This is a genomic window from Nesterenkonia sphaerica (genome assembly GCF_005771565.1).
In the GTDB taxonomy this organism is placed as follows: domain Bacteria; phylum Actinomycetota; class Actinomycetes; order Actinomycetales; family Micrococcaceae; genus Nesterenkonia; species Nesterenkonia sphaerica.
In genome coordinates, this window is the sequence record NZ_VAWA01000022.1 from 1 (window position 1) to 25,866 (window position 25,866).

Annotated in this window: 24 protein-coding genes; 12 read left to right on the plus strand and 12 right to left on the minus strand. The window is 62.8% G+C overall.

Features of this window, described 5'->3' with window-relative positions:
• Positions 1-13 precede the first annotated feature (13 nt).
• Positions 14-754 (minus strand): hypothetical protein, encoded by a 741-nt coding sequence (locus FEF27_RS11795; RefSeq protein ID WP_138171093.1) that lies wholly within the window; start codon positions 752-754, stop codon positions 14-16.
• The gene (locus FEF27_RS11800) at positions 745-1,095 is read right to left on the minus strand and encodes a hypothetical protein (RefSeq protein ID WP_208009843.1); all 351 of its coding nucleotides are present in this window, start codon (positions 1,093-1,095) and stop codon (positions 745-747) included. Before FEF27_RS11800 ends, FEF27_RS11795 begins: the two co-directional genes overlap by 10 nt.
• Positions 1,096-1,211: 116 nt before the next feature.
• Here FEF27_RS11800 and FEF27_RS11805 point away from each other — a divergent pair, with 116 nt between their 5' ends.
• Together FEF27_RS11805 and FEF27_RS11810 are read left to right on the plus strand one after the other, a co-directional pair.
• A complete protein-coding gene (locus tag FEF27_RS11805) occupies positions 1,212-1,661 on the plus strand; it encodes an arsenate reductase ArsC (RefSeq protein ID WP_138171094.1) in 450 nt (149 codons plus the stop codon).
• A 31-nt stretch (positions 1,662-1,692) separates the two neighbouring features.
• Positions 1,693-2,913 carry an FAD-dependent oxidoreductase gene (locus FEF27_RS11810; RefSeq protein WP_138171095.1) on the plus strand — a complete coding sequence of 407 codons (1,221 nt, stop codon included), beginning with the start codon at positions 1,693-1,695 and terminating at the stop codon, positions 2,911-2,913.
• A 114-nt stretch (positions 2,914-3,027) separates the two neighbouring features.
• Here FEF27_RS11810 and ychF read toward each other — a convergent pair whose 3' ends face one another.
• From ychF to FEF27_RS11835, 5 genes are all read right to left on the minus strand, one after another.
• Complete coding sequence (gene ychF / locus FEF27_RS11815; RefSeq protein WP_138171096.1) at positions 3,028-4,104, minus strand: redox-regulated ATPase YchF; 1,077 nt, start codon at positions 4,102-4,104, stop codon at positions 3,028-3,030.
• A gap of 72 nt (positions 4,105-4,176) precedes the next feature.
• Complete coding sequence (locus tag FEF27_RS11820; protein WP_138171097.1) at positions 4,177-4,506, minus strand: DUF202 domain-containing protein; 330 nt, start codon at positions 4,504-4,506, stop codon at positions 4,177-4,179.
• A gap of 3 nt (positions 4,507-4,509) precedes the next feature.
• The gene (locus tag FEF27_RS11825) at positions 4,510-4,902 is read right to left on the minus strand and encodes a YidH family protein (protein WP_138171098.1); all 393 of its coding nucleotides are present in this window, start codon (positions 4,900-4,902) and stop codon (positions 4,510-4,512) included.
• The gene (locus tag FEF27_RS11830; RefSeq protein ID WP_138171099.1) at positions 4,899-5,666 is read right to left on the minus strand and encodes a histidine phosphatase family protein; all 768 of its coding nucleotides are present in this window, start codon (positions 5,664-5,666) and stop codon (positions 4,899-4,901) included. Before FEF27_RS11830 ends, FEF27_RS11825 begins: the two co-directional genes overlap by 4 nt.
• A 74-nt stretch (positions 5,667-5,740) precedes the next feature.
• Entirely contained in the window at positions 5,741-6,295 is a 555-nt protein-coding gene (locus FEF27_RS11835; RefSeq protein ID WP_138171100.1) for a hypothetical protein, read from the minus strand.
• A gap of 160 nt (positions 6,296-6,455) precedes the next feature.
• Between FEF27_RS11835 and FEF27_RS11840 the strand changes: the two genes are divergently transcribed.
• The gene (locus FEF27_RS11840) at positions 6,456-7,091 is read left to right on the plus strand and encodes an NUDIX domain-containing protein (RefSeq protein ID WP_138171101.1); all 636 of its coding nucleotides are present in this window, start codon (positions 6,456-6,458) and stop codon (positions 7,089-7,091) included.
• A gap of 32 nt (positions 7,092-7,123) precedes the next feature.
• Here the strand turns inward: FEF27_RS11840 and ku are convergent, their stop codons facing one another.
• Complete coding sequence (gene ku / locus FEF27_RS11845; RefSeq protein ID WP_138171102.1) at positions 7,124-7,948, minus strand: non-homologous end joining protein Ku; 825 nt, start codon at positions 7,946-7,948, stop codon at positions 7,124-7,126.
• Positions 7,949-8,106: 158 nt separating this feature from the next.
• On the opposite strand from ku, the gene FEF27_RS11850 reads away from it, so the two are divergent.
• Complete coding sequence (locus FEF27_RS11850; RefSeq protein ID WP_138171103.1) at positions 8,107-8,922, plus strand: alpha/beta fold hydrolase; 816 nt, start codon at positions 8,107-8,109, stop codon at positions 8,920-8,922.
• A 15-nt stretch (positions 8,923-8,937) separates the two neighbouring features.
• Here the strand turns inward: FEF27_RS11850 and FEF27_RS11855 are convergent, their stop codons facing one another.
• Positions 8,938-11,313, minus strand: a complete 2,376-nt coding sequence (locus FEF27_RS11855; protein ID WP_138171104.1) for an AAA family ATPase — start codon at positions 11,311-11,313, stop codon at positions 8,938-8,940.
• Between the two features lie 95 nt (positions 11,314-11,408).
• On the opposite strand from FEF27_RS11855, the gene FEF27_RS11860 reads away from it, so the two are divergent.
• The 3 genes from FEF27_RS11860 (at position 11,409) to FEF27_RS11870 (ending at position 17,694) form a co-directional block, all read left to right on the plus strand.
• Complete coding sequence (locus FEF27_RS11860; protein ID WP_138171105.1) at positions 11,409-13,970, plus strand: ATP-dependent DNA ligase; 2,562 nt, start codon at positions 11,409-11,411, stop codon at positions 13,968-13,970.
• Positions 13,971-14,180: 210 nt separating this feature from the next.
• Positions 14,181-15,338 carry a hypothetical protein gene (locus FEF27_RS11865; RefSeq protein ID WP_138171106.1) on the plus strand — a complete coding sequence of 386 codons (1,158 nt, stop codon included), beginning with the start codon at positions 14,181-14,183 and terminating at the stop codon, positions 15,336-15,338.
• Positions 15,339-15,585: 247 nt separating this feature from the next.
• Positions 15,586-17,694: a GmrSD restriction endonuclease domain-containing protein gene (locus FEF27_RS11870; protein ID WP_138171115.1), complete on the plus strand. Its 2,109-nt coding sequence runs from the start codon at positions 15,586-15,588 to the stop codon at positions 17,692-17,694.
• 76 nt (positions 17,695-17,770) lie between these two features.
• On the opposite strand, the gene FEF27_RS11875 is transcribed toward FEF27_RS11870, so the two are convergent.
• A complete protein-coding gene (locus tag FEF27_RS11875) occupies positions 17,771-18,376 on the minus strand; it encodes a TIGR03085 family metal-binding protein (RefSeq protein ID WP_138171107.1) in 606 nt (201 codons plus the stop codon).
• A 63-nt stretch (positions 18,377-18,439) separates the two neighbouring features.
• On the opposite strand from FEF27_RS11875, the gene FEF27_RS11880 reads away from it, so the two are divergent.
• Positions 18,440-18,967 carry a TspO/MBR family protein gene (locus FEF27_RS11880; protein WP_138171108.1) on the plus strand — a complete coding sequence of 176 codons (528 nt, stop codon included), beginning with the start codon at positions 18,440-18,442 and terminating at the stop codon, positions 18,965-18,967.
• Positions 18,968-18,985: 18 nt separating this feature from the next.
• Here the strand turns inward: FEF27_RS11880 and FEF27_RS11885 are convergent, their stop codons facing one another.
• Together FEF27_RS11885 and FEF27_RS11890 are read right to left on the minus strand one after the other, a co-directional pair.
• Positions 18,986-20,044, minus strand: coding sequence for a PPK2 family polyphosphate kinase (locus tag FEF27_RS11885; protein ID WP_138171109.1), 1,059 nt, complete (start codon positions 20,042-20,044; stop codon positions 18,986-18,988).
• A 59-nt stretch (positions 20,045-20,103) separates the two neighbouring features.
• The gene (locus tag FEF27_RS11890) at positions 20,104-21,435 is read right to left on the minus strand and encodes an amylo-alpha-1,6-glucosidase (RefSeq protein ID WP_138171110.1); all 1,332 of its coding nucleotides are present in this window, start codon (positions 21,433-21,435) and stop codon (positions 20,104-20,106) included.
• A gap of 84 nt (positions 21,436-21,519) precedes the next feature.
• Here FEF27_RS11890 and FEF27_RS11895 point away from each other — a divergent pair, with 84 nt between their 5' ends.
• Genes FEF27_RS11895 through FEF27_RS11910 form a run of 4 tightly spaced genes read left to right on the plus strand, consistent with a single transcriptional unit; the run spans position 21,520 to position 25,821 of the window.
• A complete protein-coding gene (locus FEF27_RS11895; protein ID WP_138171111.1) occupies positions 21,520-22,560 on the plus strand; it encodes a LacI family DNA-binding transcriptional regulator in 1,041 nt (346 codons plus the stop codon).
• Complete coding sequence (locus FEF27_RS11900; protein ID WP_138171112.1) at positions 22,557-23,813, plus strand: sugar ABC transporter substrate-binding protein; 1,257 nt, start codon at positions 22,557-22,559, stop codon at positions 23,811-23,813. Before FEF27_RS11895 ends, FEF27_RS11900 begins: the two co-directional genes overlap by 4 nt.
• The gene (locus FEF27_RS11905; RefSeq protein WP_243729220.1) at positions 23,810-24,931 is read left to right on the plus strand and encodes a carbohydrate ABC transporter permease; all 1,122 of its coding nucleotides are present in this window, start codon (positions 23,810-23,812) and stop codon (positions 24,929-24,931) included. The genes FEF27_RS11900 and FEF27_RS11905 overlap by 4 nt, the downstream gene beginning before the upstream one ends.
• The gene (locus tag FEF27_RS11910; RefSeq protein WP_138171113.1) at positions 24,928-25,821 is read left to right on the plus strand and encodes a carbohydrate ABC transporter permease; all 894 of its coding nucleotides are present in this window, start codon (positions 24,928-24,930) and stop codon (positions 25,819-25,821) included. The genes FEF27_RS11905 and FEF27_RS11910 overlap by 4 nt, the downstream gene beginning before the upstream one ends.
• Positions 25,822-25,866: the final 45 nt, after the last annotated feature.

Below are 25,866 nucleotides of genomic sequence, written 5' to 3' on the forward strand. Positions count from 1 at the left end.
AACCCAGGACACGTCAAGGACGGAACCAAACCCAGTACGGTTCAGAGATCGCCAGCAGTACTGGGATCCGCTCATCATTATCTGGCACAGTCCCGGTAGCCAGCTCCTGGAGCAGGTCGGCATCGAGCAGGTGCTCTTTGCCCTCAGCGACCAGCGCGCGGGTGAAGGCGACCTCGACCTGGGTGGAGGACTCCTCAGCCGAGACCACAGTCGCTAGCCAATATTTGGAGATCACGTCGATCACCGCGACCACGCAGCGGTGTGCGCGGGTGAAATGGGTGAAGTCATAGATCATGATCACCCCTGGCACCAGTTCAGCCCATTCGGGCCAAGCGCGGGGCTCCAGCGGTTCCCGGGCTGCGGGTCCGGGAAGTCGCAGGCCAGCTTCCCGTAGGACCCGCAGCACGGTGGACTCGGAAGCGTAGAAGGCCTGAAGCCGGGAGCCACGGTGGGCCAGCTTTCGGTGCGACCGGTCAATCTCAGCCCAGCCTTCTGCGATCTGCAGGATCGCTTCCCGCTCAGCGGCCAGCAGCGCGTGGGCCGCCTCATCCGGCCCGGGCGGGGCATCATCAAGCCGACCAGCCTGGGCCCGGTGCTGCCAGCGGATCACCCGCACATGATCCAGACCCAGCACCGCCGCGGCCCGACGCAGAGACCAATCGCCCTCACGGTCGGCGTAGTCGATAAGTTCCAGCAGCCCAGCCTTGACGATCGCGTCTGCTCGCGGCGGGACCAGGCCGGCGTTTAGCCCCAACGCGATTTTCCCGGATGCAGATACAGCTCCACAGCCTGCTCCGTCACGGTGGCCCGGAGCCGTTCAATCTCTGCCTGGGCCTCTTCCAGCTGACGCTGCTCCGCACTCTTCGTCGTTGCCCGACGGACCGGCACCGAAGCCGCCAAAGCGTCCAGAGCGCCCTGTTTGGCGACCCGACAGGCGTGGACCACTACAGAACGATCCACCTGGAACCGTTCAGCGGCCTCACGCTGAGTGGCCTGACCAGAGAGCACGTTGACATAGATCTCATACTTCTCCGACGGCCCCAGCCGGGTACGCTTACCCCCAGTCGAGGCGGATGATTTCTGCTGTTCTGACACGGGATCCAACCTTTCAAACGAGTAGGAATCTACCCGCCCGCTGGTTGGGTGAAAAAACCCGCGACTGGTTCATTAACTCTGACGCGTAACGCGTACTCAATATCTAAGGAGCAGCAATGACCCCTCTCACCGACCCATCCCAGCATTTGCCTACTGTCACCTTCGTCTGTGTGCACAACGCCGGACGCTCCCAGATGGCCGCAGGCTTCCTCCGTGAACTCGGCGGCGACCGGGTCCAGGTGTACTCCGGGGGAACCCAGCCTGCCGAGGAGATCAACCCGGTGGCCGTGGAGGCCATGGCCGAGGTCGGCATCGATATCTCGGGACGGACCACCAACGAGCTCTCCGCCGACATGCTCCAGGAGTCGGATGTGGTGGTCACCATGGGCTGCGGAGACGACTGCCCCTACTACCCGGGCAAACGCTACGAGGACTGGCCGTTGGAGGACCCCGCCGGCAAAGAACTCCCCGATGTGCGGCCCATACGCGACCAGATCAAAGCCCGGGTCGAGGAACTGATGCAGACACTGGGCCTGGATACCGCAGCCGCGAAGACCACCGACTGACCAGCAGCCCTAACATTCATAAGGAGACCTGATGAACACGCAACAACTCCCAGTCGCGGTCATAGGGGCCGGCCCTGTCGGACTAGCTGCAGCCTCACACCTCTTAGAGCACGGCCTGGAGCCCCTGGTCCTTGAAGCCGGAGATGCCGCCGGGGCGGCCGTCAGTCAATGGGGCCACATCAGACTCTTCTCGCCATGGCAATACAACATCGACAGTGCGGCTCGCCGTCTCCTCGAACAGTCCGGCTGGAGTTCTCCCCGCCCCACAGCACTGCCAACCGGTGCAGAACTTGTCGAAAGCTACCTCCGCCCCCTGGCTGCCACCCCTGAACTACGCCAACGCATCCGCTTTGGCACGAAAGTCATCCAGGTCAGCCGCAACCATGAAGGACTGGAAGCCGGAGGATTCCTGCTCCGCACTGAAGGTCGCAAGAGTCCGGATAAGGTGACGGCTCGTGCGGTGATCGACGCCTCGGGCACTTGGGGCCAGCCCAATAGACTCGGCCAATCCGGCCAACCAGCCCCAGGAGAGCAGAACCCAGCAGTACAGGAGCGCATACTCGGCGCGCTGCCGGATGTGCTTGGCACCGACAAAGAGCGACTTAAGGGCCAGCGCATCATGGTCGTGGGCTCCGGGCACAGCGCGATCAACACCCTCCTGAGCCTCACAGCCCTCCAGCAGAAGGAGCCCGCCACCGAGATCTGGTGGGCGATCGGCGGACAGGACCCCGAGCGCAGCTACGGAGGAGGACCGGCAGACCAGCTGCCCCAACGAGGGGCACTGGGCCAGCAGCTCAGGCAACGGGTCGACACCGGACAGATCAACCTGCTCACGGCAGCAACCGTCGAGAACCTTGGTGCAACAGACCAGTCACTGACCGTCACATTCACCGACGGACGAGAATTCACCGTCACCTGGCTGGTCTCCGCGACAGGCTTCAGACCTCACCACACAGCACTGGCCGAGCTGAAACTAGACCTGGACCCAGTACTCGGTGCCCCGCGAGAGCTGGCACCACTGATCGACCCAGCCCTACATTCCTGCGGGACCGTGCCCGCCCACGGCGCCGACGTCCTAGCCCATCCAGAACTTGACCTGTTCATTACCGGCATGAAGTCCTATGGAACAGCGCCCACCTTTCTGATGGCCACCGGATATGAGCAGGTGCGTTCGATTGCTGCGCACCTAGCGGGCCAAGACGCCTCAGCCCGTGACCTCAATCTTCCACAGACAGGCGTATGCGCAGCCTGAGACCCTGCCTCTATTTCTCTTCCAAAAAAAATCCTGAACACCGACACGAACGTTAGGCAGACCCACCACAACATCCTGCCCAATTCTGCGTAGGCAGTCAGCGCCTCCCAGAGGTTAGTCCGCTTTTGAACTCGNTACGTCGCCGTCTTTCATGACATAGTCCTTGCCTTCCAGCCGGACTTTGCCAGCAGCTTTGGCATCGTTCATGGAGCCAGCTGACACCAGATCCTCGAAGCTGACGATCTCGGCCTTGATGAATCCGCGCTGGAAGTCAGTGTGGATCACACCAGCTGCCTCCGGAGCGGTGGCACCCTTATTGATCGTCCACGCTCGGGACTCCTTAGGCCCGGCGGTCAGGTACGTCTGCAGCCCCAGGGTGCGGAAACCCACCCGCGCCAACTGGTCTAAGCCGGACTCATCCTGCCCGTTCATCTCCAGCATCTCCCGGGCCTCTTCAGCGGAGAGCTCCACCAAGTCCGCCTCCAGCTTCGCATCCAGGAACACGGCTTCAGCCGGAGCCACCAGCTCAGCGAGCTCGGCCTGTTTCTCCGCCGAGCCCAGGACGCTGTCATCGGCATTGAACACAAAGATCTGCGGCTTGGCGGTGAGCAGGTTCAGCCCGCGCAGCTGCTCCATATCCAGGGACGTCGCCTCTGCAAACACCGTCCGGCCGTCCTCGAGCACTTTCTGTGCCTCCAGGTAGGCCTCCAAGGTAGCCTTGTCAGCCTTCTTCCCCGAGACCTGCTTCTCCAGCTTCGGGATGGCGTTCTCCAAAGTCTGCATATCCGCCAGGATCAGCTCGGTGTTGATGGTCTCCATATCGCTGGTGGGGTCGACCTTGCCGTCAACGTGCACCACGTTCTCATCCTCAAACACACGCACCACCTGAGCGATGGCATGGGCCTCGCGAATATTGGCCAGGAACTGGTTCCCCAGCCCCTCCCCCTCGGACGCGCCTTTGACGATGCCGGCAATGTCCACAAAGGAGACCGTCGCCGGAAGAATCTTGGCCGAACCGAAGATCTCCGCCAGGGTGTCGAGCCGCTCATCCGGGAGGTTCACCACCCCTACGTTCGGCTCAATCGTCGCAAACGGATAGTTCGCGGCCAGAATGGTCTGCCTGGTCAGTGCGTTGAAGAGGGTCGACTTGCCCACATTGGGGAGTCCCACGATGCCAATAGTCAGTGCCACGGTGGTCTAACTTACCGCGCCGCAGGGTAGAAAAGCGATCACGACGTCGCCGCGGCACCTCCCAGGCCTCGCTCACGTGACTGCGAGCATCACCAGTGCTGCCGCTGTCAGGACCACCACCGCGAGCGCCAGCGCGGCCACAGTCCCGATAGCAGGCGGATAACTCTCCCGGGTGATGCCGCGGACCGCTTTGCCCAGACGACGCCGCTGGCTCACTGACGCCCCGGCTGAGACCACCGCCGCTGCGCAGAACAGTCCGAGCACTGCGGCCCCATGATAGGGCGCCCAGCGGAGCATGAAACCGGCCACCACCAACAGCAGCAGGGAGGTACGGGTCCAGGACAGCAGGGTCCGCTCCGGCTGCAGCCCCGGGTCCTGATGCGTCAGCGCTGCCGCCGCCACGTGCTAGCCCTGCACCAGGGTGATGATGAGCACCACGGTGATGACCGCTGCTCCTACCCCCAGCAGCGGGGCGATCAGCGGCAGCGGCAGCGGCCGGTGGTTCCGGAGGCTGCGTTCGATCCGCAACCACCGGGTGAACGCCCCAGCGCCGAGCAGGGCCCCGAGCACCAGCAGCACTACTGCGAGCAGTGTGCGCACCTGGGGCTCAAAGATCTGTTGAGTCAGCGCCTCGACTGCCACTCCGCCGGCCAGTAGAGCCAGTGAGGTCCGGATCCAGGAGAGGAAGGTGCGTTCATTGGCCAGGGTGAAGCGCGGATCTGGCTCCACCCCACCACCGAGGATGCGCTCGCGCCAACGTGGCGTGGGTTCCTGTGAGTCAGAGGTCACGGAGCTCATCCGATGGCGACAGTGTCGGTTGACGCCGGGTTCAGCAGCTCCGGTGAAAGATTGATCAGCCGCAGGCGGCACAGCTCAGTAATCTGCTCATCGGTCAGGCTGCGGATCAGCGCCGACTCAGCATCAAGATCGTGCCCATCCTGCAATCCCCCTCCCGGAAGCGAGGAGGAGACCGGACCCCGGTGCAGGGGGATGTCGATCACACTGACAGCGGCAGGGGTCAGTGGAATGAACTGGTGGCGATCAATGAGCTGTAGGCCCTCGAACAGCACGCGCAGCGCAGCCCCGTGGGAGACCGCCACTGCGGTGCGAACGTCGAAGCTCAGATCAGCGGAGGCGCTGGGACTGATGTCTGCGGTACGGCGCACCATGTCAAAGAATGCTCCCCGCATCCGGGTCACCAACTGCTGATAGGACTCGCCCCCGGCCGGAGTGAAGGTTCCAGCACGCCACGCTTCAAACTGTTCAGGGAACCGGCTTCTGATCTCTGCGGCGTAACCGCCCTCCCATTCGCCCAGATCCTGCTCCGCGAGGTCCGGGCGGATACTCGGCTGCAGGTCCAGTCCGAACTGGGTGAAGGTCTGCTGAGTGCGCAGCAATGACGAGACATACCCCTGTTGCGGGGTCTGCGCGCGGACGAAGCCTCCGGTGATCTGCGCCTGCAGCGTCCCGGATTCGGCCAGTGGAATATCGGATCGGCCTTGCAGTCGGTGGGCCTTGTTCCACTCGGTTTCTCCGTGCCGGACCAGCACAATGCGGATCATTCATGCTCCCTATGCGGTGTTTGGTGCCTCTGCCACACACCTTATGTCATGCCTCCGGCCCAGAGGGTTCCGGTTCAGTGGTTTTCGACCATCACTTCAGCCAGTTCGACGAACGCCTCCTCTTCGGCGTCGAATCCGGACAGCTGCAGCTGCAGTACGGTCTCCTGTGAGCGGACCCAGAGGCTCTGTGTGTTTTCGTTGAACGCCGCCTCCTCCCCGCCCGGCACCTGGGTGGCCTCCCCGTGGGCGATGCTGGCAAATAGTTCTTCGCCCGGGATCTCGCCGTCTCTGATCCTGAGCACTTGGACGTCCTGGCTCTTGTCATGCTGGCGGTGTGGCCATTGGCACGCTTCAACTTCGCCGAGTTCACCGATGGCTTGACCTTCAGCCACCGGGTCAGTGAGGACTGACTCAATCTCGTCCCCACTGAGCAGATCGCACACGCCTCTCCCCTGGCGTTGCGGATCACCACCGCGCGCCTCTTCCGGCTCCAGAATCTCAGGGTCCAGATCGTTAGGGTCCACTGTGTCGATCTCCGGCTCCTCCGCGGAACAGGCGACAAGTGAGCCACCCACAGCCGTGGCGCCGAGCAGGGACAGTGCGCTGCTGGCGGTGACTGGACCCGGCATGGCAGCTCAACTCCGTCAATGGCTCGGCGGTGGATGTACATCCTTCAGTGACACAACGTATTTAATGACGCTCCCCAGTCACAGAACTTGCGCTGAGAGGTTACTGGACGCCATCGGCGTGGGGGCGTCGTCGGACTGTAATTGGCCGTAGGCTGAGTAAATGAACCTGCGCGATTCCGCAGCTGAGTACCCGATCACCACTTCGGGGGTTCTGCTGAGCACCCCGGTGTTCAACGTGGCAGAGGAACGCTTCAACTTTGGCGAGTTGGGTGACGAACTCACCCGTGTCTTCGTCACTCATCCCGGTGCGGTCGCCGTGGTCGCTGTCGACGCGGCCGACCGGATCTTGCTGATCAACCAGTACCGGCACCCGGTGCGCATGAATCTGTGGGAGGTTCCGGCAGGGCTGCTGGATCTCCCGGGCGAGCCAATGCTCACAGCTGCGCAGCGAGAATTGGCCGAAGAGGCAGACTTGACTGCGGCCAATTGGCATGTGCTGGCCGACTTCTTCACCACACCCGGTGGGCAGAATGAGGCCATTCGGGTCTACCTGGCGGAGGGTCTCAGTGACGTGCCTGCGGCTGAACGTCATGCGCGGGAAGCTGAAGAAGCCGAACTGGGCTTCGCCTGGGTGGAGCTGGCCGAGGCAGTTGAAGCGGCCCTCGGTGGACGGTTGCACAACCCGGCAACGGTGGTCGGAATACTGGCGCTGTACGCAGTGCGCCAGGGGGCGGGACGCTTGCGTGATGCCGAGGCAGTGTGGGAGCACCACCCGCGCGGCATCGCACCTGCCTAATCACTCACCCACCACCTGCACAGCCAACCCGCTCAGGCAGATTTCTTGCTCTCGCCTGACTTCTTCGTGGACTTCTTCCGGCGGTCGTCGACCGACTTCTTCAGCGCCTCCATGAGGTCAACCACGTTGCCGTCACCCTCGTCCTCGTCGTCGACGTCGCCGAAGGTCGCCTCAGTGTCGATCTCCTCACCGGATTCGAGCTTCTCGTCGATCAGAGTCTGCAACTGTTCCTGGTACTCATCGGTGAACCTTTCGGGGTCAAAGTCTTCGCTATAAGACTCCACCAGGGAGGAGGCCATCTCCTGCTCCTTCTTCGAGACCTTGGATGCTGGAATGTCGAATTCAGGCTCGCGCATCTCATCTGCCCACCGCATGCCCTGCAGGACGATCACGTCGCCGCGGACCCGTAGCACACCTAGTCTGGTCTTGGACCGCAAGGTGAAGGTCACCACTGCGGAACGGTCAGCGGCGTCGAGGGTGCGCCGCAGCAGCACATAGGCTTTGGCGTTCTTCCCGACAGGCTCCAGGTAGTAGGACTTATCCATCACCATCGAGTCGATCTGATCGGCGGGAACGAACTGTTCGACAGAGATCTCCTTGGACTCATCAGCCGGCAGGTCGCTGAGCTCGTCCTTGGTGATGATGACAGACTTTTCGCCGTCGTCGTAGGCGCGGTCGATGTTCTTGTAGTCAACGGTCTTGTCACAGACTTCGCAGCGGCGTTGATAGCGGATGCGGCCGCCGTCGGCGTCATGAACTTGATGAAGGCTGACATCATGGCTCTTGGTCGCTGAGTAGAGCTTCACCGGCACGGACACCAGTCCGAAGCTCACTTCTCCGGTCCATATGGCGCGCATTGGCCGATCACCTGTCCTCGCGGTTGCTCTGGGTTGCGGTCAGAGTGGTATCTAACCATCAGGGCCTTGGCAAAACCCTGATGGCTTACCGCGCCAAGCGCTTCCGGGTGCGTATCCTGTCAGGTGCTAGTGCTCGCCGCCGAACAGGAAGAGGCCTCATGCCCCAGGACACACTGAGGATCAATACGCAGACCATTGGCGAGGCCGGGGAAATCGTCGCCTTTCTGCCTGGGTTGTTCGGGCAGGGGAAGAACTTCACCCAGATCGCTAAAGGCCTGGTCCCAGAATTTCAGTCCGTGCTGGTGGACCTGCCCAACCACGGGGCCTCAGACTGGACTGAGGACTTCGATTACATCGACCAGGCGGACATTGTGGCGGACCACCTGCGGCGCACTGTAGCTAGCGAGGGCCCCATCAACCTGTTGGGGCATTCCATGGGTGGAAAAGTGGCGATGGTCCTGGCGCTGCGTCACCCGGAACTGGTCAGCCGTCTGGTGGTGGCGGACATTTCACCGGTGGCACGGGAGTCGATGCAGGAGTTTGAGCACCTGCTGGACAGCCTGGCAGCACTGGACATCGAGAACCTGACGTCCCGGAGTGAGGCGAACGCGCTCCTACAGGACGCCATCCCGGAGAAGATGGTGCGCGGCTTTCTTCTGCAGAGCCTAGTGCGGTCCAGTGATGGCTTCACTTGGAAGGTCAACCTGAAGCTGCTGCGTGACTCTCTGCCGATCATCGGGGGCTTTCCTGACTTGACTGATTCCACCTATGAGGGTCCGGTTCTGTGGATCCGCGGGGAGAAGTCGGACTACATCCAGGACAAGTACGCTCCCGCCATGCGCCGGCTCTTCCCACGCACCACCCTGACCACCATCAACGACGCCGGACACTGGGTCCATGCCGAACAGGCCCAAGTCTTCACCAATGTCCTGCGCGGATTCCTCACCAGCAGCGACGCCGGACACCCCAGCTGACGGCGGGGCAACGCGTCAATTCAACCCCGCCCAGGCGAAGAAGTCGGTGGCTTCGATGACCGGTTTGCCCCACTGTTGGGCGTTTTGGGCTTTGCGGGACTGGGTGCCGAATTCGGCTACGACCAGCACATCGCAGCGCGTCTTCGAGACGTTCTTCACCGGCGCGAGACCGCGTTGCTCAGCCAGGGCATGCATATCCTCCCGGGACCACTCGCGTCCGTCCGGACCGATGGTGGTTCCGGTGAAGCAGACCCGGGCCCCGGAGGCCAGGACCTTATCTAACAGGAGCTCAGCTTCATCCCCGTCCGACTCCGGGAGTATCGGCTCACCCAGGAGCTGTTCCACCTCACGGATCCGCTGGGCAAGCTCCGCCGGGACCGGGACCCGCTCCACAGCAGTGCGAAGCTGATCCGCCAGCAGCGGCCGGGCGGCTTGATGCCACTCGTTCTCACCCTGCCGTGCGTCTGCGCTGTCCGGACAGTCCGCACCGGCGGCGTCACCCTGCAGCATCGCCCCGACGTCACGTGAGATCTCCAACAGGGCAGCCAGCCCGGGCAGGTGGTCGAAGGACGGCGTCGGTGTCCCCGCATCCCTAGTGAGGAGATACCCGATTCCGTCCTGCTCGGTGTCGGGTTCCTCGAATGGGGCAGCCGAGGAAGTCGGGGCAGGGTGCGGGTCAAAGCTGGCCAACGCGGCCCGGGCGGCGTCGAGCGCTGATTTGTGCCCCCGGGTGCCCGCGCCGGCGACCTCCATGCCGAACGCCATGGGAACCACCTGCCCCAAACGTTTGAGCTCAAAGTCGATCAACCCCAGGGTGCGCTCGATCCCCGCCCCCACAGGCGTGCACCCGGCCACCGCGTGGCTGATCAGGCTCCACGCCTCAGCCAGTGAGGGCGCCAGGAGCACATCCGCGGCAGAGATCCCGTAGGCCGCGCGCGCATCGGCCAGGTCCCGCTGCGGGTTCACCAGTGTGCTGATGGCTGTGCCGTCCTCAAAGGCCACCGCGATCTCCACCGGCCGGGGCCGATCGCGGGTCCCCTCATTCCCCACCGTCAGCACCTCCACTGCGCAGTACCGGTGCTCGGCGTCCGGGGCGGTGGTGCGGCGCAGGAACTTCAGGATCCGGCGGTCGGTCTTCATGTCTTTGGGCAGTACCGGACGGGAGAGCACCAGTCCCTCCAGAGACGTGGCCCGGCTCAGTGCAACATAGAGCTGCCCCGGCGCGAAGGTCCCACCGCGTAAGTCCACCACCAGCCGGTCGAGGGTCTGGCCTTGGGATTTATGGATGGTGATGGCCCAGGCAAGCTTGAACGGCAGCTGGGTGAAGGAGCCGACCACTCGGTGAGAGACCCCCTCCCCATCAGGCAGCGGCTGGGTGATCTCCCACCGGTGCGGAGTCACCGTCACCGTCTGACCGTCACGCAGCTGAACCTGCACACTGACCTCACCGTCAGCGGTGGTCCCGACCCGGCTGATCTGGCCTAGAGTGCCGTTGACCCATCGGTCTGCAGGGTCGTTGTTCAGCAACATCACCTGCGCGCCGACCTTGAAAACGAGCTCGCTGGCCGTGGGGGGTTCGAAACCCTCGGTCTCCCCGGTCAGCTGGGCAATACTGCGGTGCTCGGCGGCGTCGAGCTTGTCCAGCCGTTGCCGGTTGCGGGCATGAGCGATCCGGTTGGTGGTGGCCAGGGTCAGCCAGAACTCGCCCTCGGGCGGCTCGAATTCGGGGTCCACCCGAGTGTTGAGCTCCTCCCGGGCGGAATGGAGCAGCACACCTTCGCGGGCAGCGTTGAGCAGGGAGGTCAGCCGCGGATCACCCTGCTGCCTGAACACGTGGGTCAGCGCCACAGTGGGGACGTCCTGCTCGCGGTACTGCGCGGCTGAAAAGAAGTAAGGCGTGGAGTAGGTGGTCTCAAAGACCTGCTGTTCGTACTCCGGCACCACAGGGGGTAGCTGCAGCAGGTCCCCCACCAGCACCAGCTGCACTCCCCCATACGCGCGGCCTGGACGCGGCCCGAACCGCTCCAAGGCTGCCACGAGCTGATCGAACAGATCCGCCCGCACCATGGAGGCTTCGTCAATGATGAGCGTCTGTAGAGTGCGCAGAGTCTCCGCGAACCGCCCCGGGTAGTACCGGCCGTGGCGGATGTCGGCGAGGGTAGTGCTGGGATGGAGGCTGAACAGCCGGTGGATGGTGTAGCCCTCCACATTCAGCGCGGCAATCCCGGTGGGGGCGGTGACGATGACGTTGCGGTCAGTCTCGGCCATGAATCGCCGGATCAGCGTGGACTTACCAGTGCCGGCCTTGCCGGTGAGGAAGAGGTTCTGCCCACCGTGGAGCAGTTTCAAGGCCTGGGCGAACTCCTCGGTCAGGATGATCTGCCGGCTCATGTGGCCCCCCGTCACGTGTCTGGACCTTCACTGTACAAGCCCGACCGCCGGGTGGGTCCAGCCAACACTAAGGCGCCTGACACCAGAATAGGACCATGGGATCGAAGCAGCAGACGGTGACCGTGGCGGGCAGGAAGCTGAAGCTGACTAATCTGGAGAAGGTCCTCTACCCGGAGGCCGTAACCACCAAGGCTGAGGTCATCGAGTACTTCCAGACCATCGCCCCGGTGATGCTGCCTCATATTCGCCGCCGCGCAGTGACCCGCAAACGCTGGCCGGACGGCCCGGGCACCACCGACGATCCCAAGGATGCGTTCTTCCGGAAGAATCTGGAGGACTCCGCGCCCGCCTGGGTCCCGCGGTTGGGCATGCAGCACTCCGATCACGTCAACATCTACCCCCTGGCGGAGGATGAAGCAGTGTTGGCCTGGTTCGGGCAGGTGGCCGCACTGGAACTGCACGTGCCGCAATGGAGGTTCGATGCCAGCGTCGCCCCCTTCATCCCCCAGGATCAGGAGGGTGAACCTCCCGTGGCGGAGCGGCGGAACCCGGACCGCCTGGTGCTGGATCTGGACCCGGGGGCGGGCACCGATGTCACCGACTGTGCGCAGGTAGCCCGCTGGTGCCGGGAAGTCCTCGATGACATCGGCCTGCCCAGTGTGCCGGTGACCTCCGGGTCCAAGGGCATCCACCTCTATGCCGCACTGGATGGCTCCTACACCTCGGACCAGGTCTCAGAGGTGGCCAAGGAGCTGGCGAGGTCACTGGAAGCAGACCACCCCAAGGAAGTCGTCAGCCAGATGAAGAAGACCGCCCGCAAAGGCAAAGTCTTCATTGACTGGTCGCAGAACAACGCCAACAAGACCACCGTGGCACCGTATTCGCTGCGCGGCCGGCCCCAACCCTGGGTGGCCGCCCCGCGGACCTGGGAGGAGCTGAAAGACCCAGACCTGGGACAGTTGACCTTCCAGGAAGTGCTGGAACGCGTCGCCGAGGGAACTGACCCCCTGGCAGACTTCGGGCGCTACACCGACCCCGGGGAGGCCGACTCACCCGCGGTGGCGGAGCCGGCGCCGAAGAAGACACAGCAGAAGACCAAGGACATTGAGGATGCGCTGACCAAGTACCGGTCTATGCGCGACGCCGCCAAGACCCCTGAGCCCGTGCCTGAAGACTCCCCTGCCGCCCGTGAGGGCAACCCGATCTTCGTGATTCAGGAACATCACGCCACCGCGCTGCACTATGACACTCGGCTGGAGCGCGACGGCGTGCTGGTCTCCTGGGCGGTGCCGAAGGGCCCGCCGCTGGAGGTCGGCGGGCAGGGCCTGGCGGTGCAGACTGAGGATCATCCCATCGAGTACGCCGAGTTCGAAGGCACTATCCCCAAGAACGAATACGGCGGTGGTGAGGTCTTCATCTGGGATTCGGGCACCGTGGAGATCGAAAAGTGGGAGAAGAAGAAAGTGGTCTTCGTCCTCCACGGTCAGCCCGAGGGCGGCCTGGGCGGCGTACCGCGGCGCTACGCCCTGGTGCAGACCGATGAGAAAGGCAAGAACTGGCTCATCCGGCTGATGAAAGACCAGCCGAAGCAGTCGGCAGCGCGGAAGTCCCCCGCCAAGAAGTCACCAACCCAGGGCAAGGCCGACTCCAAGACAACACCTTACTCCCGCACGGCGAAGGACGAGCCCGTTTCGCTGCCGGACCCGCTGCCCTCCCCCATGCTCGCCACGATGGGCGCGGCGAAAGACTTGCGCGGCGAAGACTGGATCTTCGAAGCCAAGTGGGACGGCTACCGGATCCTCTCCGCAGTCCACCACCCCAACGAAGAGGACACCCCGGGGGCGGTGGAGCTGCGCAGCCGCAACGGTAAGGACTACACCACGGTCTTCCCGGAGTTGGCTGAACTCGCCGACCTCGCCCCGCCCGGCACAGTGCTCGACGGAGAGGTGGTAGCGCTGAACTCTTCCCACCGGCCCGATTTCGGTCTGCTGCAGCGCCGGGGTCGGCTCACCAAGAAGCGTGAGATCGACCGTGCGGCCGAGCGCATCCCGGTCCACTACATGGTCTTCGATGTACTCCACACCGCCGAACACGGTGACCTCACCGACCGTCCCTATACGGAACGTCGCGAAATTCTGCGGGAGCTTGTCGCCTCCGGCAAGCAGGTGCAGGTCCCGGAGGATCTGGGTGACGAGTTGGACCACGCCGTAGAGATCAGTGAGGAGCTGAAGCTGGAGGGGATCCTGGCCAAGCGTGCCAAGAGCACGTACCGGGCGGGGAAGCGATCCGATGAGTGGATCAAGATCAAACATGACAACCACGCCGACGTCGTCATCATCGGCTGGCGCCAAGGTAAGAGCGGCCGCGCCAAGACATTCGGCTCCCTGCTTCTTGCAATAGAGGACGACGACGGCGAGCTCACTTACGCAGGCCGGGTCGGTACCGGCTTCAGCGACGCTGAACTGACGGAGATCCGTCAGCAGCTGGAGACGATCACCCGCAAGACTCCCCCGGTCCACGACGTCCCCCGGGAGGACGCCAGCGACGCCACCTGGGTCACCCCCAAGATCCACGCCGAGGTCAAGCACTCCGGCATCACCCGCGACCACCGCCTCCGCCACCCGACCTGGCGGACGGTGAAACCGACAGACGCCTAATTCACCCGCACGGGCGAGCCCGGGCGCTCCTTAGATCCGTACCCGGCGGTAGGCTGAAGTGGAGAATCACTCCGAAAACCTCGCGAATTGTCTGAACACGCAGAGGCCAAGAAGCTTGGCACCTGACCCTGTGATATACGTCACCCATGGCGTATTCTGGTTGCCACGTTAAGGCGAGCCTTACAAAGCCTTCTGATGGGTGGTAGCCCCGTGAAAAATGTGCCGTCAGAACACACTGCACCAGGCGAAACCTCGGACCCGGTCGCACGTGAAAACGAGAATAAACCCGGGGGGAGGCGCCGTCGCCTGATCATCACCGCATTCGCCCTTGGCATTATCCTGGTTCTCGGCATCGGCACTGGCTTAGTGGCGTTGGCTGCGTCCAATAGTGAGAAGTTGAAGAATTTCAAGAACGCCCGAGCTGACCTCGTAGCCGTCCACACTTCCGCCGCAGAATTGCTCCAAGAAGCGGACACGCTAGAACCGGAAACTTTGACTGACCTGGAATCTCATCTTGAGAACGTCGAAGAGCTCTTAGCGGAGGATGCACCGGGTTCAATCAGCTTTGGAGTCGAGGACCGCATAGCGGCCATCTCCGAGAGCATTGGCGGCGTAGATGAAATTACTTCCTCCCTGCACACAGCGCTTGAGCATCGTTCTCAATATGAGACGCAAGTATCAGAGGCACAAAGCGAGCTGGCCGAGGCAGAAGAGTTGCTGGAATCCACGTCGGACAAAGTGCTGGACGCCGAGCTTCATGACGAGCTGGCCGACAATATTGACACCTGGAAAGAAACCATCGAAAAGGCACCTGACGAAACTAGCGGGGAGTCGTTCGAGACCTTGACCTCTGAGCTCGTCGTGGCAGCGGACGAAGTCGCGAAGATTCGTGACGAGGTTTCGGCCAGCCATGAGGACTGGGTGCAGGCGGAGAAGGAACGTGAAGAGGCCGAGAAGGCGCGGGAAGAGGAAGAACGGCAAGCCCAAGAAGAAGCCGCACAGATGGACCCGGCGAATTACGAATCACCTTCGGAACGGGACTGGGCACTGGTAGAACGGGACCCAGACTCCCACAAGGGAGAAAAATACAGACTGTACGGATACGTGACCCAAGCAGACGCCGCTACAGGAAACTTCACCATTCGTGTCGAGACCAGCCCGACTCAGAAGTACCGGTGGATTGACTACGAGGTCAATACTATGGTGATCGCCGGCCGCGAGGGTGTTTTTTCAGACGTGGTGCAGGGCGATCACGTCAGGATGCTCGTCGAGGTCGAGGGTGCGTTGACGTATGACACCGCCATCGGAGGCTCAGCCACGGCCGTGCTGGTCACGGCATACGACATCAAGGTCATCGGTCAACTCTGAACGTTCTGGGCGTAGCTGGCTTTCGGCAAAGCCGGCGCGAATTCGCTGCTCAGGCCCGACTGAGAGTAGCCAATCTCTAACAACTTGCACCTCGAGAGTACGATCCTCATTCCGAACCGACCAAACGTTGTGTTTGATCACCGTGAGGTTCACTACGGAAAGCCTGGAAAAGATAGAATTTGGTTTGACGGTGACATGGTTGCTTCATTTGCGGGTTCATTACTTTTTCGAGTCGATCGGAGTTGATATGGCGTCCATCTTCAAGACCACACCCTGGCAGGTAGAGCAACTCGTTGCTGCTGTAGAACGAGGCAGCATCAGTTTGCCCGACTTGCAGAGACCATTCGTATGGCCCACCACCAAGGTCCGCGATCTATTTGATTCGATGTACCGCGGCTACCCCGTGGGGACCCTCATGTTCTGGGACGTCGCGGAGGAAGACTCTACCCGGTCAATTTCTGGTGAGTCGCGGGTGGCTGCTGCCCATCAGATAGTCGATGGGCAGCAGCGATTGACCAGCCTTTACGCAGCCATCAAGGGCCATCCGGTCCAGGATGAGCGCTATCAATTGAAGTCGATCAGAATCGCATTCCAACCGGACACTGAGCGATTCGAGGTCGCAACGCCCGCGACGACCCGCTCGCCCGAGTGGATCAGTGATATCGCCACTGTGTTCGACTCTCCCTACGACGCCCAGGAAGATTACGTTGAAAGGCTGGAAGAGTCGGGACGAGAGGTCACACGGGAAGATAGACGGAGAATCAGCGGCATCTTTGCGCGGCTGGGAGACTTAAATAAGTACCAGTTCGATGTCGTGCATATCCAGCAGGATATCGAGAAACGGCTGGTCGCGGACATATTCGTACGGATCAACTCTGAGGGCGTGAACCTTAAGGCATATGACTATATCCTCACTTGGCTTAGTGTTTTCTGGCCCGAAGGCCGTGAGCAGATCGAATATTTTGCCCATTCATCGAGGATGACGCCGGAGCGAGCTTCCGAGATCGCTGGTGAACGAATCGACTGGACGCCCAAAAACCCATACATGGCAGTTGAAACCGGACACATAGTACGCGCACTTGTCGCGGTCGGTCAGAACCGCGCAAAACTCATTGACGCCTATGCGAATCTTCAGGCCAAGGACCGATCGACTGGGCAAGTGGACAGCTCAAAACAGGAACGTGAACTCGATAAGCTTCGGCATGCTCTACCTATAGTGACCAATCCGCTTCACTGGACTGAGTTCATACGTTCAATTCAGACGGCTGGGTTTCGCTCGCATGCCGGCATCACTTCTAACATGAACGTGGTAGCAAGCTACGTCATTTTTCTCTTGGGCCGGACACGCCATGAAGTAGATCTTTCGCAGTTGCGGACGCTGATCGCACGCTGGTTCTTTATGTCACAACTGACGGGTCGCTATACGGGATCTAGCGAGTCCCAGATTCAAAAAGATCTCGACATGATTGCCGAGATCGATGGCAAGGATCCAGCTGGGTTCACGACGTTAGTCAATAGGACAATTGACATCACACTCACCAATGATTTCTGGGAATTCAACGCTCCTCAGTTGTTGATCTCATCGAGCTACAAGCTCTCCCCAATCTATCAATGCTTCCTTGCAGCTCTTAATATTCTCGATGCCGATATGTTCATGCTTCGGATGAAGGTTCGCGAGTGGATGGATCCCGCACTCCCAGCCCGAAAAGGCACTGAAGGCCACCACCTTTTTCCTCGTCACTATCTCGAGTCAGTACTCGGTCTATCTGATAACAAGCGCATCAACCAAGCGGCTAACTTTGCACCTACGGATTGGGATACGAATCAAAAAATCTCAGGTCGTCCCCCCACTGATTACTGGCCGGAGCTAGTTGCTGCACGCCGTGGAGATGACGAATGGCTCGAGAGGCAGCTTTATTGGCATGCTCTTCCCAAAGATTGGCACGAGTTGTCTTATGACGAATTCTTGTCCGGCCGACGCCAACTCATTGCACGAGTGACGAGGGACGCTTTCGACCGTCTCGGTCAGGATCGCGGTCCCTTGCCTCCTGTGGAGGTGGGCCTTTTAGAAGTGCCCGCTTCGGAGGACCGGCCTCTAAGCGCGATGTTCCATGAGGGCTACCTCTTGCCCGGGGACCTCTTGGATCCGCTGGACCCTGACCATCAGGTCGACGCTGTAATCACTGAAGACGGAACGCTCCAAATTGATGGGCTGCACGAATTTGATTCCCTGGACGACGCCGCCCGCTATCTCGAGGTGACAAATATCAGCGGCTTCGAGTTTTGGGCACTGGAAATGGACGGCGGCCTGGCCTCGCTCAGCGAAGTGATGGCCGAAGGACCGCGTAACCGCTGACCGATGTGATCAGCACCGCATCACTTGCGCTTCTCCCGTTGACGGGAGGCTCCATGAGTTAGATGAGCCGCGCTGATCACGCCTCGGTGATGTCGGCCTCTGCGTGGGCCGCGCGTCCGGAAGCCCAAAGCGTCAGTTCCTCAGGTGCGCCGTGGACCATCATCAGTGGGGCAGCTGCTGGGCCGCGCGTCGTCGCGCCGTATCCGGGGCTGAAGAAGGTAATGCGACGGTTCTGTTTCCGCGCGGCCATCACAAAGAACGTCAGGGAGGCGTGCTGCCATATGCGTTTGCGCAGCTCCTCCGAGATCCTCCTGCGTTCGCTCAGCTGGAAGCCTGGCTGGGCCCGGAGGACATCCTCGGTGTGAATGTAGTACTCCAGGGTATTCATCGCGACGTCGACCGGTTCCAAGCTCTGCGGAAAGTACCGCGGCGGGCCAGCGGCCACACGGTCAACGAGCGCTTCGTACCCGGCATCCCTGAGGGTCTGGAGAGCACGGCGTGCCCTGGGCCCGACCAGCGGCAGCTGCTGGCCCACCATCAGGTCCGGCCGGGAGTCACGGACGACAACGTGCAGGGCCAGGTCTTGAGCAGACCACCCCTCACACAAGGTAGGGGCTTCGGCAGTCACGCTGCGTAAGGCACTGACCAGAGCTTTGCGCTCCTGGGAGGCTGTTGAAGTCATGACCCCACTGTAAGGTCGAGGACATCCATTGGGTACTGATGAAGTACGGAGAGGACCTGGACATTGACGCAGAAGGACCCGCTGCCGCGCACCCCGGACTCCACGTCGAGACAAGTTCTGGCGCTCATCCTGTTCGTCGGGATCCCGCTGGCTGTGGGATTCGTAGGCAGCCTACTCACCCAGGATGAGACCGACGGCTGGTATCAGGAGGCCGACCAGGCGCCGTGGACTCCACCGGACGCGGTGTTCGGGCCCGTATGGACGGTCCTTTACATCACCATGGGTGTTGCGGCGTGGCTGGTATGGCGGAAGCGGCACACTGTGAATGCCACGCCGGCACTGGCGCTGTTCGTGGCGCAGCTGGTGCTCAACAGCATCTGGTCGCCGTTGTTCTTCGGCGGGTACCCGGTGGCCGGCTCTGCCGCACTGTGGGCAGCCATGGTGGTGATACTGGTGCTGGCGGTGGCCATTGCCGCCACCATCTGGCGTTTCTGGCTGATCTCCCCGGTGGCCGGAGCGCTGCTGCTGCCCTACCTGGGCTGGACGGTGTACGCCTCCACCTTGAACTTCTACATTGCGTTGATGAACTGAGAGGGGCTCAGTCCGCTCTCAGGAATCCAGCAGGCGTTTCCGCTCCGCGGCGACGTCGTAATCCGCAGCAGGCCAGCGCAGGTTGAGGTCTGCGAGCGCGGCGATGAGCAGCTCCTGGACTGCCAGCCGTGAGTACCATTTCCGGTCTGCGCCGATGACGTGCCAGGGCGCATGGTCGGCGTCGGTGGCTTCCAGCAGCTGCGCGTACACCTTTTGGTAACGGTTGAAGTCCGCCCTGGCGTCAGCATCAGAGGGATCGTACTTCCAATGCTTCTCCTCCCGATCCAGCCGGGAGACCAGCCGGTCCAGCTGCACTTCCGGTGAGACGTGGAGCATGACCTTGATGATGACGAATCCGTGCCGGATGAGCTCGCGCTCAAAAAGGGTCAGCGCCTCGGTGCGCGCCTCCAGCTCAGACTCCGGCCGGCTCCCGGTCACCGCAGGGACCAGCACATCCTCATAGTGTGAGCGGTCAAAGACTCCCACATGGCCTGGCCGGGGCAGACGCCGGATCACCCGCTCCAGGTAGTGCTCGCGCTTCTCCTCCGGGGTGGGGGCACCGAAGCCTGTCACCTCCACTCCCATGGGGTCCATGGAGCTGACCACCTGCTTGACCACCCCACCCTTGCCGGCGGCGTCCATCCCCTGCAGCACCAGCAACACTCGCGGACCCCGGGTAACGCGGCCCAAGGCAGCCTCCACCTCCGGGGTGAACAGCTGCTCACGCCTGGCCTTCTCCTGAGGGCTCCGGCGCGGGACGCGGGCGGTGATGGCTTTGACGACTTCGCGCTGCTCCTGCGCTGGTGCGGCCACCACATGTGCCCACATCAGCTCCTGCAAGTCAGCCAGCAGCTGCGCCCGCTCGCTCAATGAGCGCTCGGCGTCCTTGCGCTTCCCTCCGAACGCCACCTTTTTGCGTGTGGGAGCTTCGGTGAGAGTCAATGGCGCGTTGAACTGCGTGACCCGCCACAGGGCACGGGGGTCCCCGGCGAACGGCGTCTTCTTGGCACCGGTGGGGCCGCGGACTCCGGTGAGCTTCACGTCCAGCGGTGCGGGGGTCTGGGTGTCTTTCGGCACAGTGCCTCCTGATGGTCGGCGTCCCCGGCGGCGGGGCCTGTGTCTATACCTATCAGAGGTCAGGTGCGCGACGGTTCCAGTTGGGCTGCGCGCTGATCCGCGTGCTGCAGCAGCACGGCCGCGCTGGCTGCTGACCAGGCCTGCGGGCGGCAGGCGGCCGGATACGGCACCGGCTCCTCCCCCACGGGCTCACCTGCGATCAGCTCCGGGAAGCGGTGCTGACTGCGGGCGCTGAGCCGGACCAGGGCATCGAAGACCTCATCAGCCTCTGCCATGTAGCCGCCTTGGGCCAGACCGCGCAGGATGATGGCGGTGTCGTGGACCCAGACGGAACCGGAGTGATACCCGGTGGGGTTGTAGGCGGGATTCTCCGCAGACAGTGTGCCGATGCCGAAGCGACGGAGCATATCCGGGCGCATCAGCCGCTCCACCACCATGTCCTCTTCTTCAGTGGTGAGCATGCCGGTGCCGAGTGCGTGGCCCATATTGGAGCCCACGCCGTCGATCGGGTGGCCTTCACCGTCGAGGCCCATCGCCAGATAGCGCTCACCTGCACGTTCAACCCAGAACTTCTCCCGGACCCGTTGGGCCAGTGCTTGCGCCCATTCGCGCCACCCCTGGCCTCCGGGCTCCCCGAGAGCGTCAAGGAGTTCGGCTGCGCCGAGGGCGGCCTGAACCGCGTACGCCTGGGCCTCCACCAGCGCGATAGGTACCGGTGCGATGGACCCGTCCGCCCGGCGCATGGAGTCCCCGGAGTCCTTCCACCCTTGGTTGCTCAAGCCGTGGCCGCTCTCATCCACATACCGGAGAAAACCATCGGGTGAGGTCTCCACCGCGGTGGCCTGCCACTGCAGGGCGGCCAGCAGATTCGGCAGCATCTCTTTGACCTCGCTCAGCCCCAGCCCTGCGCGCCAGGACTCGTGCAGCAGAACGATCCACAGCGGAGTCGCGTCCACACTGCCGTAGTAGACGGCCGGCAGCTGCAACTCGTCCTGGGAGTAGGTCTCCCGGCGGACCTCGTGGAGGATCTTCCCCGGCTCTGCCGCGGTGGCCGGATCGGTGGTACTCGCCTGGCGCCGGGCCAGAGTGCGCAGCGTCCCCCGGGCCAGGCGCAAGCTGTGCGGCAGCATCATGCGCGCCACCCAGACGGAGTCGCGGCCGAAGAGCGTGAGATACCAGGGAGTCCCGGCAGCGGCGTAAATGTCCTCCGGCGCCTCCGGGTCCCGCTGCAGCAGATGTTTCAGATCACTGAGGTTAGTGCGGACCAAGTCGTTCCAGGCGTCGTCGCCGGTGAGCTCAAGGTCATCCCAGTCACACGCGGCTGCTCCCGCGTCAGCATCGTGGGCACTGCGGCTGGTCCGGGTAGCTTCACAGCGCAGCCGGATGGTCACACTCTCTGCGGCACATTATGAACGTTCAAGTGAACGATCTAATGCTACTCACATACGCAAGCAGAGCAAGAGTCAGGTGACACGATGCCGAACACCCGCCCCGCGACGCGGACCACCATCATGGATGTGGCGCGGGTTGCCGGTGTGTCCCGGCAGACGGTGAGCAATGCGATCAACAGTCCGGAACGGGTCCGGCCGGAGACGCTCTCCAAGGTGCTCCAGGTGGTGGAGGACCTGCATTACCGCCCGTCCAGCGCCGCACGCACCCTGCGGCACCAGCGCGCCGGGGCAGTTGGGACTGAGCTCAACGCCGTCGCCGCCCAGCCCAGTGACATCGCGCTGCCCTTTCTGACGGCACTGACACTCTCGGCCACCCGCCACGCCTGCCACATGGTCCCGTTTGCCTCCAAGGAGGCTTTCCCGCTGCTGAGCGGCTACCAGGACATGGTGCGCCGGCGGTTGGTGGATGCGTTCGTGCTCACCGATACTCACCCCGGTGACCCCCGCCCGGCGTGGTTGGAGGAGGCCGGGATTCCGTACGCCTCCTTCGGTCGGATTTATGACGATCCCACCCGTGGATACTGGGCCGACGTCGACGGGGCCGCCGGAACGAAGATGGCAGTCGCACACCTGGCTGAGACGGGTTACCGCACTGTCGGGTTCCTCGGCTGGCCGGCGGGCTCGGCGGTCGGTGATGACCGGCGCGCAGGATGGGCACAGGGCGTGGAGGAGCACGACGTCGCCGCCGGACCGGCAGGCAGCGCACCACAATCACTGCCGGAGGCGGTGCGCGCCGCAGAGGCTCTGCTTGATGAGCTGAGCCCGGGCGATGCGGTGGTGTGCGCCTCTGACGTGCTGGCCCTCGGAGTCCAGCAGGCCGCGCTGGGGCGTGGCTGGAGGCCGGGAGCAGACATCGGCATCACCGGCTTTGACGGCTCCCCCGTGGCCCAGCTGCACGGGCTCACCACCCTGACCCAACCCCTGAATGAGATCGCCGAGCACCTGCTCACGGTGGTCCACGACCAACTGGCCGGCTCCGCCGATGCCGCCCAGGGCACCCTGCTTCTGCCCACACTCGACGCCAACAACAGCACAGTGATCACCCCGAAGAAAGGCACCTCATGAAGATCCAGAACCGCCACCTCCCCGCAATGTTCGCCATTGGGCTGACCACCACCCTGGCCCTGAGTGCCTGCGGTGACGGCTTCGAGGATGACGAGGCCAACGGAAACGCCGAAGACGCCACCTCAGCTGAAGGTGAGGCCAGCCTGGTGATGCTCATCGCCACGTCCGGCGAGGCTGAGACCGCCGCAGTCGAGGCAGCCACGGACGCCTGGGCCGAGGAGACCGGCAACGAGGTCGAAGTCCGGGTGGCCTCAGACATGGACCAGGAGCTGGCTCAGGGGTTCGCCGGCGGCAACCCGCCGGACATCTTCTACCTGGACGCCAGCCAGGTGGCGCAGCAGGCCACCACCGGGAACCTCTACGCCTATGAGGCCGAGGACAACGACGACTTCTTCCCCGCCCTCCGGGACGCGTTCACCTATGACGACACCCAGTGGTGCGCTCCGAAGGACTTCTCCACACTGGCCCTGCAGATCAACACTGAGAAGTGGGAAGAAGCCGGACTCACCGACGACGACATCCCCACCACCTACGAGGAGCTCTCCGACGTGGCCGCGACCCTCGACGAGGGCGACAGCGCCGGTCTGGTCATCTCCCCCGAGACCGACCGCGTGGGAGCCTTTGTGGTGGGTCACGGCGGCTGGTGGCTCAACGAGGACGCCACCGAGCCCACCGGCACCAGTGACGAAGTCATCGCCGGTCTGGAGTACGTCCAGGAGAACATGGAAGAAGGCCACTTCGTCCACGCAGGTGACGTCGATGCCGGCTGGGGCGGCGAAGCCTTCGGCACCGAAGCAGCCGCGATGACCATCGAGGGCAACTGGATCCGCGGCGCGATGAGCAGCGACTACCCGGACGTCGACTACACCGTGGTCGAAATGCCTGAAGGGCCGGAAGGGCCGGGCACCCTGCTGTTCACCCAGTGCTGGGGTGTGGCCTCTGAGTCCGAGGCGCAGGCCGAGGCCGTTGATCTGGTCAACCACCTCACCACCCCCGAGCAGCAGCTGGAATTCGCTGAAGCCTTCGGCGTGATGCCCAGCCGCGAATCCGCCACCGATGACTACACCGAGGCGTTCCCAGAGGACGAGGCTTTCATCGCCGGTGGTGACTACGGACGCGGCCCTATCAACGCCCCTGATATGACTCAGGTGGTCGCTGACCTGAACTCGCAGCTGGAAGGCCTGCGCAGCGCCAACATCGAGCAGATGATGGAGAGCTTCGACACCAACGCATCGGCGGTTCTGGAGCAGTGAAATCACGAGACCCACAGCGCCAGGAGGGCGCCGGTTGGCTATTCGTCGCCCCGGCAATCATCGTGCTGGGCCTGTTCCTCATCGCCCCCATCGGGATGGCGCTGTGGGTCTCTCTCAGCGACTGGAGCGGACGCGGGAGCCCGATCTCCACTGAGGTGAACTTCGTCGGCACGGAGAACTACAGCGCGCTGCTGGCCGAGCCGGGTCTGGCCCGCCAGGACCTGATGATCTCGTTCCGTAATACGTTCTACTACGTCATCGGCGTCGTCCCGCTGCAGACTGCGCTGGCACTGAGCCTGGCGGTGTTGGTCAACGGAAGGTTCCTGCGAGGCCGGACGTTCTTCCGCACGGCGTTCTATTTCCCGTCCGTGGTCTCCTCGGTGGCGATCTCCCTGCTGTTCCTGTTCCTGTTTGCCGGCAGCGGCGCCATCAATAATGTGCTGGCCTGGTTCGGGGTCAACGGGCCGAACTGGTTCCAGGATTCTCGCGGGCTGATTCACATCCTCGGTGACGCCGTCGGCATCTGGAGCATCGCCGATCCGCCGGGTTGGATGACTGATCCGACGGTGATGGGGATGTCCTTCTGGCAGTGGTTCTCAGGACCCTCCGTGGCGCTGAGCGCCATCATGATGCAGGTTATCTGGACTACCGCCGGGACCTTCATGCTGATGTTCCTGGCCGCGCTTCAGGACCTCCCGGTGGAGGTGGAGGAAGCAGCGATCGTGGAAGGTGCGAATAAGTGGCAGCGGTTTATGAACGTCACGGTGCCCCACCTGCGCCCCACCATTCTGCTGGTGGTCACCCTCGGGTTCATCGGCACCTGGCAAGTCTTCGACCAAATGTATGTCATGACGCAGGGCGGGCCGGCCAAGACCACGCTGACCCCTGCGTACTTGTCCTATCAGGCAGCGTTCACCAACGGGAACTGGGGCCAGGGTGCAGCAATCGCGTTCATCCTCTTCGCGCTGATCTTTATTCTCACCACCGTGCAGCGTTGGCTGATGCGCGACAAATACGAGTGGGCACAGAAGAAGGCTGATCGGCGCCTGCGGCGGCAGCAGCGGCGCCAACACCGGGAGACCGTCAACGAGCTACAGCGAAAGGCGCAGAGTTCATGAGTGCACCAATCAAAGATGACGGCACTTCGGTGACTCCTGCAATCCACGCCGTCGGTGAGAACAAGCGGTCGCGGACCAAGAAGTATTGGTTCTACGGGGTGCTGCTGTTCTTCGCGATCCTCTATGTGTACCCGTTCGTGATCCAGCTGGTCAGCTCCTTCAAGACCAATCCGGACGCGACCAACAACGCGCTCTCGCTGGTGCCGGAGCCTGTCACCACCAATGCCTGGGATACGCTGTTCGGCTCGGACTACCCCACGTGGTTTGCCAACAGCATTATCGTCACTCTGTTCGTGACAGTGGGCCGGGTGTTCTTCTGTGCGCTTGCCGGTTATGCACTGGCGCGGCTGAAGTTCCGGGGCCGGGCGGCGCTGTTCACCGGGCTGATCGCGATCCTGGCGGTGCCCGGCATCGTGCTGCTGATCCCGAAGTTCCTGATGCTGAACTATGTGGGGATCTACAACACGTACCCTGCATTGATTGTGCCGATCATGATTGATGCGGCCGGGATCTTCATCATGAAGCAGTTTTTCGAGTCCATACCGGAATCTGTGGAAGAGGCAGCCCGCATTGATGGAGCCAGCACTTTCCGAACCTTCTGGTCGGTGGTGCTTCCGATGGCGAAGCCTGCGCTGATCACCTTGACGATCCTGTCTTTCCAGGGGTCCTGGAATGAGCTGGGGCACTTCATCATCGCGACCAATGACCCCAATCTCTACACCTTGACCCGGGGCGTGGCTGGCTTCACCACAGGTGGGTTGGGTTCAGGGAATCAGTACCCGGTCGCGATGGCGGCGGCGCTGCTGATGACCATTCCGACCGCGATCGTGTTCATCGTGTTCCAGCGCTACTTCACCCAAGGGGCCAACGCCGGGGCCGAGAAAGGATAACCGCGTTCACCTCCACCCGACCGGGGGCGTGTCCGTGGTGGGAAA

Coding starts and splice junctions, on each gene's coding strand:
- FEF27_RS11805 (WP_138171094.1), top strand. CDS start 1,212: ATGACCCCTCTCACCGACCCATCCCAGCATTTGCCTACTGTCACCTTC.
- FEF27_RS11810 (WP_138171095.1), top strand. CDS start 1,693: ATGAACACGCAACAACTCCCAGTCGCGGTCATAGGGGCCGGCCCTGTC.
- FEF27_RS11825 (WP_138171098.1), bottom strand. CDS start 4,902: ATGAGCTCCGTGACCTCTGACTCACAGGAACCCACGCCACGTTGGCGC.
- FEF27_RS11830 (WP_138171099.1), bottom strand. CDS start 5,666: ATGATCCGCATTGTGCTGGTCCGGCACGGAGAAACCGAGTGGAACAAG.
- FEF27_RS11835 (WP_138171100.1), bottom strand. CDS start 6,295: ATGCCGGGTCCAGTCACCGCCAGCAGCGCACTGTCCCTGCTCGGCGCC.
- FEF27_RS11840 (WP_138171101.1), top strand. CDS start 6,456: ATGAACCTGCGCGATTCCGCAGCTGAGTACCCGATCACCACTTCGGGG.
- ku (WP_138171102.1), bottom strand. CDS start 7,948: ATGCGCGCCATATGGACCGGAGAAGTGAGCTTCGGACTGGTGTCCGTG.
- FEF27_RS11850 (WP_138171103.1), top strand. CDS start 8,107: ATGCCCCAGGACACACTGAGGATCAATACGCAGACCATTGGCGAGGCC.
- FEF27_RS11855 (WP_138171104.1), bottom strand. CDS start 11,313: ATGAGCCGGCAGATCATCCTGACCGAGGAGTTCGCCCAGGCCTTGAAA.
- FEF27_RS11860 (WP_138171105.1), top strand. CDS start 11,409: ATGGGATCGAAGCAGCAGACGGTGACCGTGGCGGGCAGGAAGCTGAAG.
- FEF27_RS11870 (WP_138171115.1), top strand. CDS start 15,586: ATGGCGTCCATCTTCAAGACCACACCCTGGCAGGTAGAGCAACTCGTT.
- FEF27_RS11875 (WP_138171107.1), bottom strand. CDS start 18,376: ATGACTTCAACAGCCTCCCAGGAGCGCAAAGCTCTGGTCAGTGCCTTA.
- FEF27_RS11895 (WP_138171111.1), top strand. CDS start 21,520: ATGCCGAACACCCGCCCCGCGACGCGGACCACCATCATGGATGTGGCG.
- FEF27_RS11900 (WP_138171112.1), top strand. CDS start 22,557: ATGAAGATCCAGAACCGCCACCTCCCCGCAATGTTCGCCATTGGGCTG.
- FEF27_RS11910 (WP_138171113.1), top strand. CDS start 24,928: ATGAGTGCACCAATCAAAGATGACGGCACTTCGGTGACTCCTGCAATC.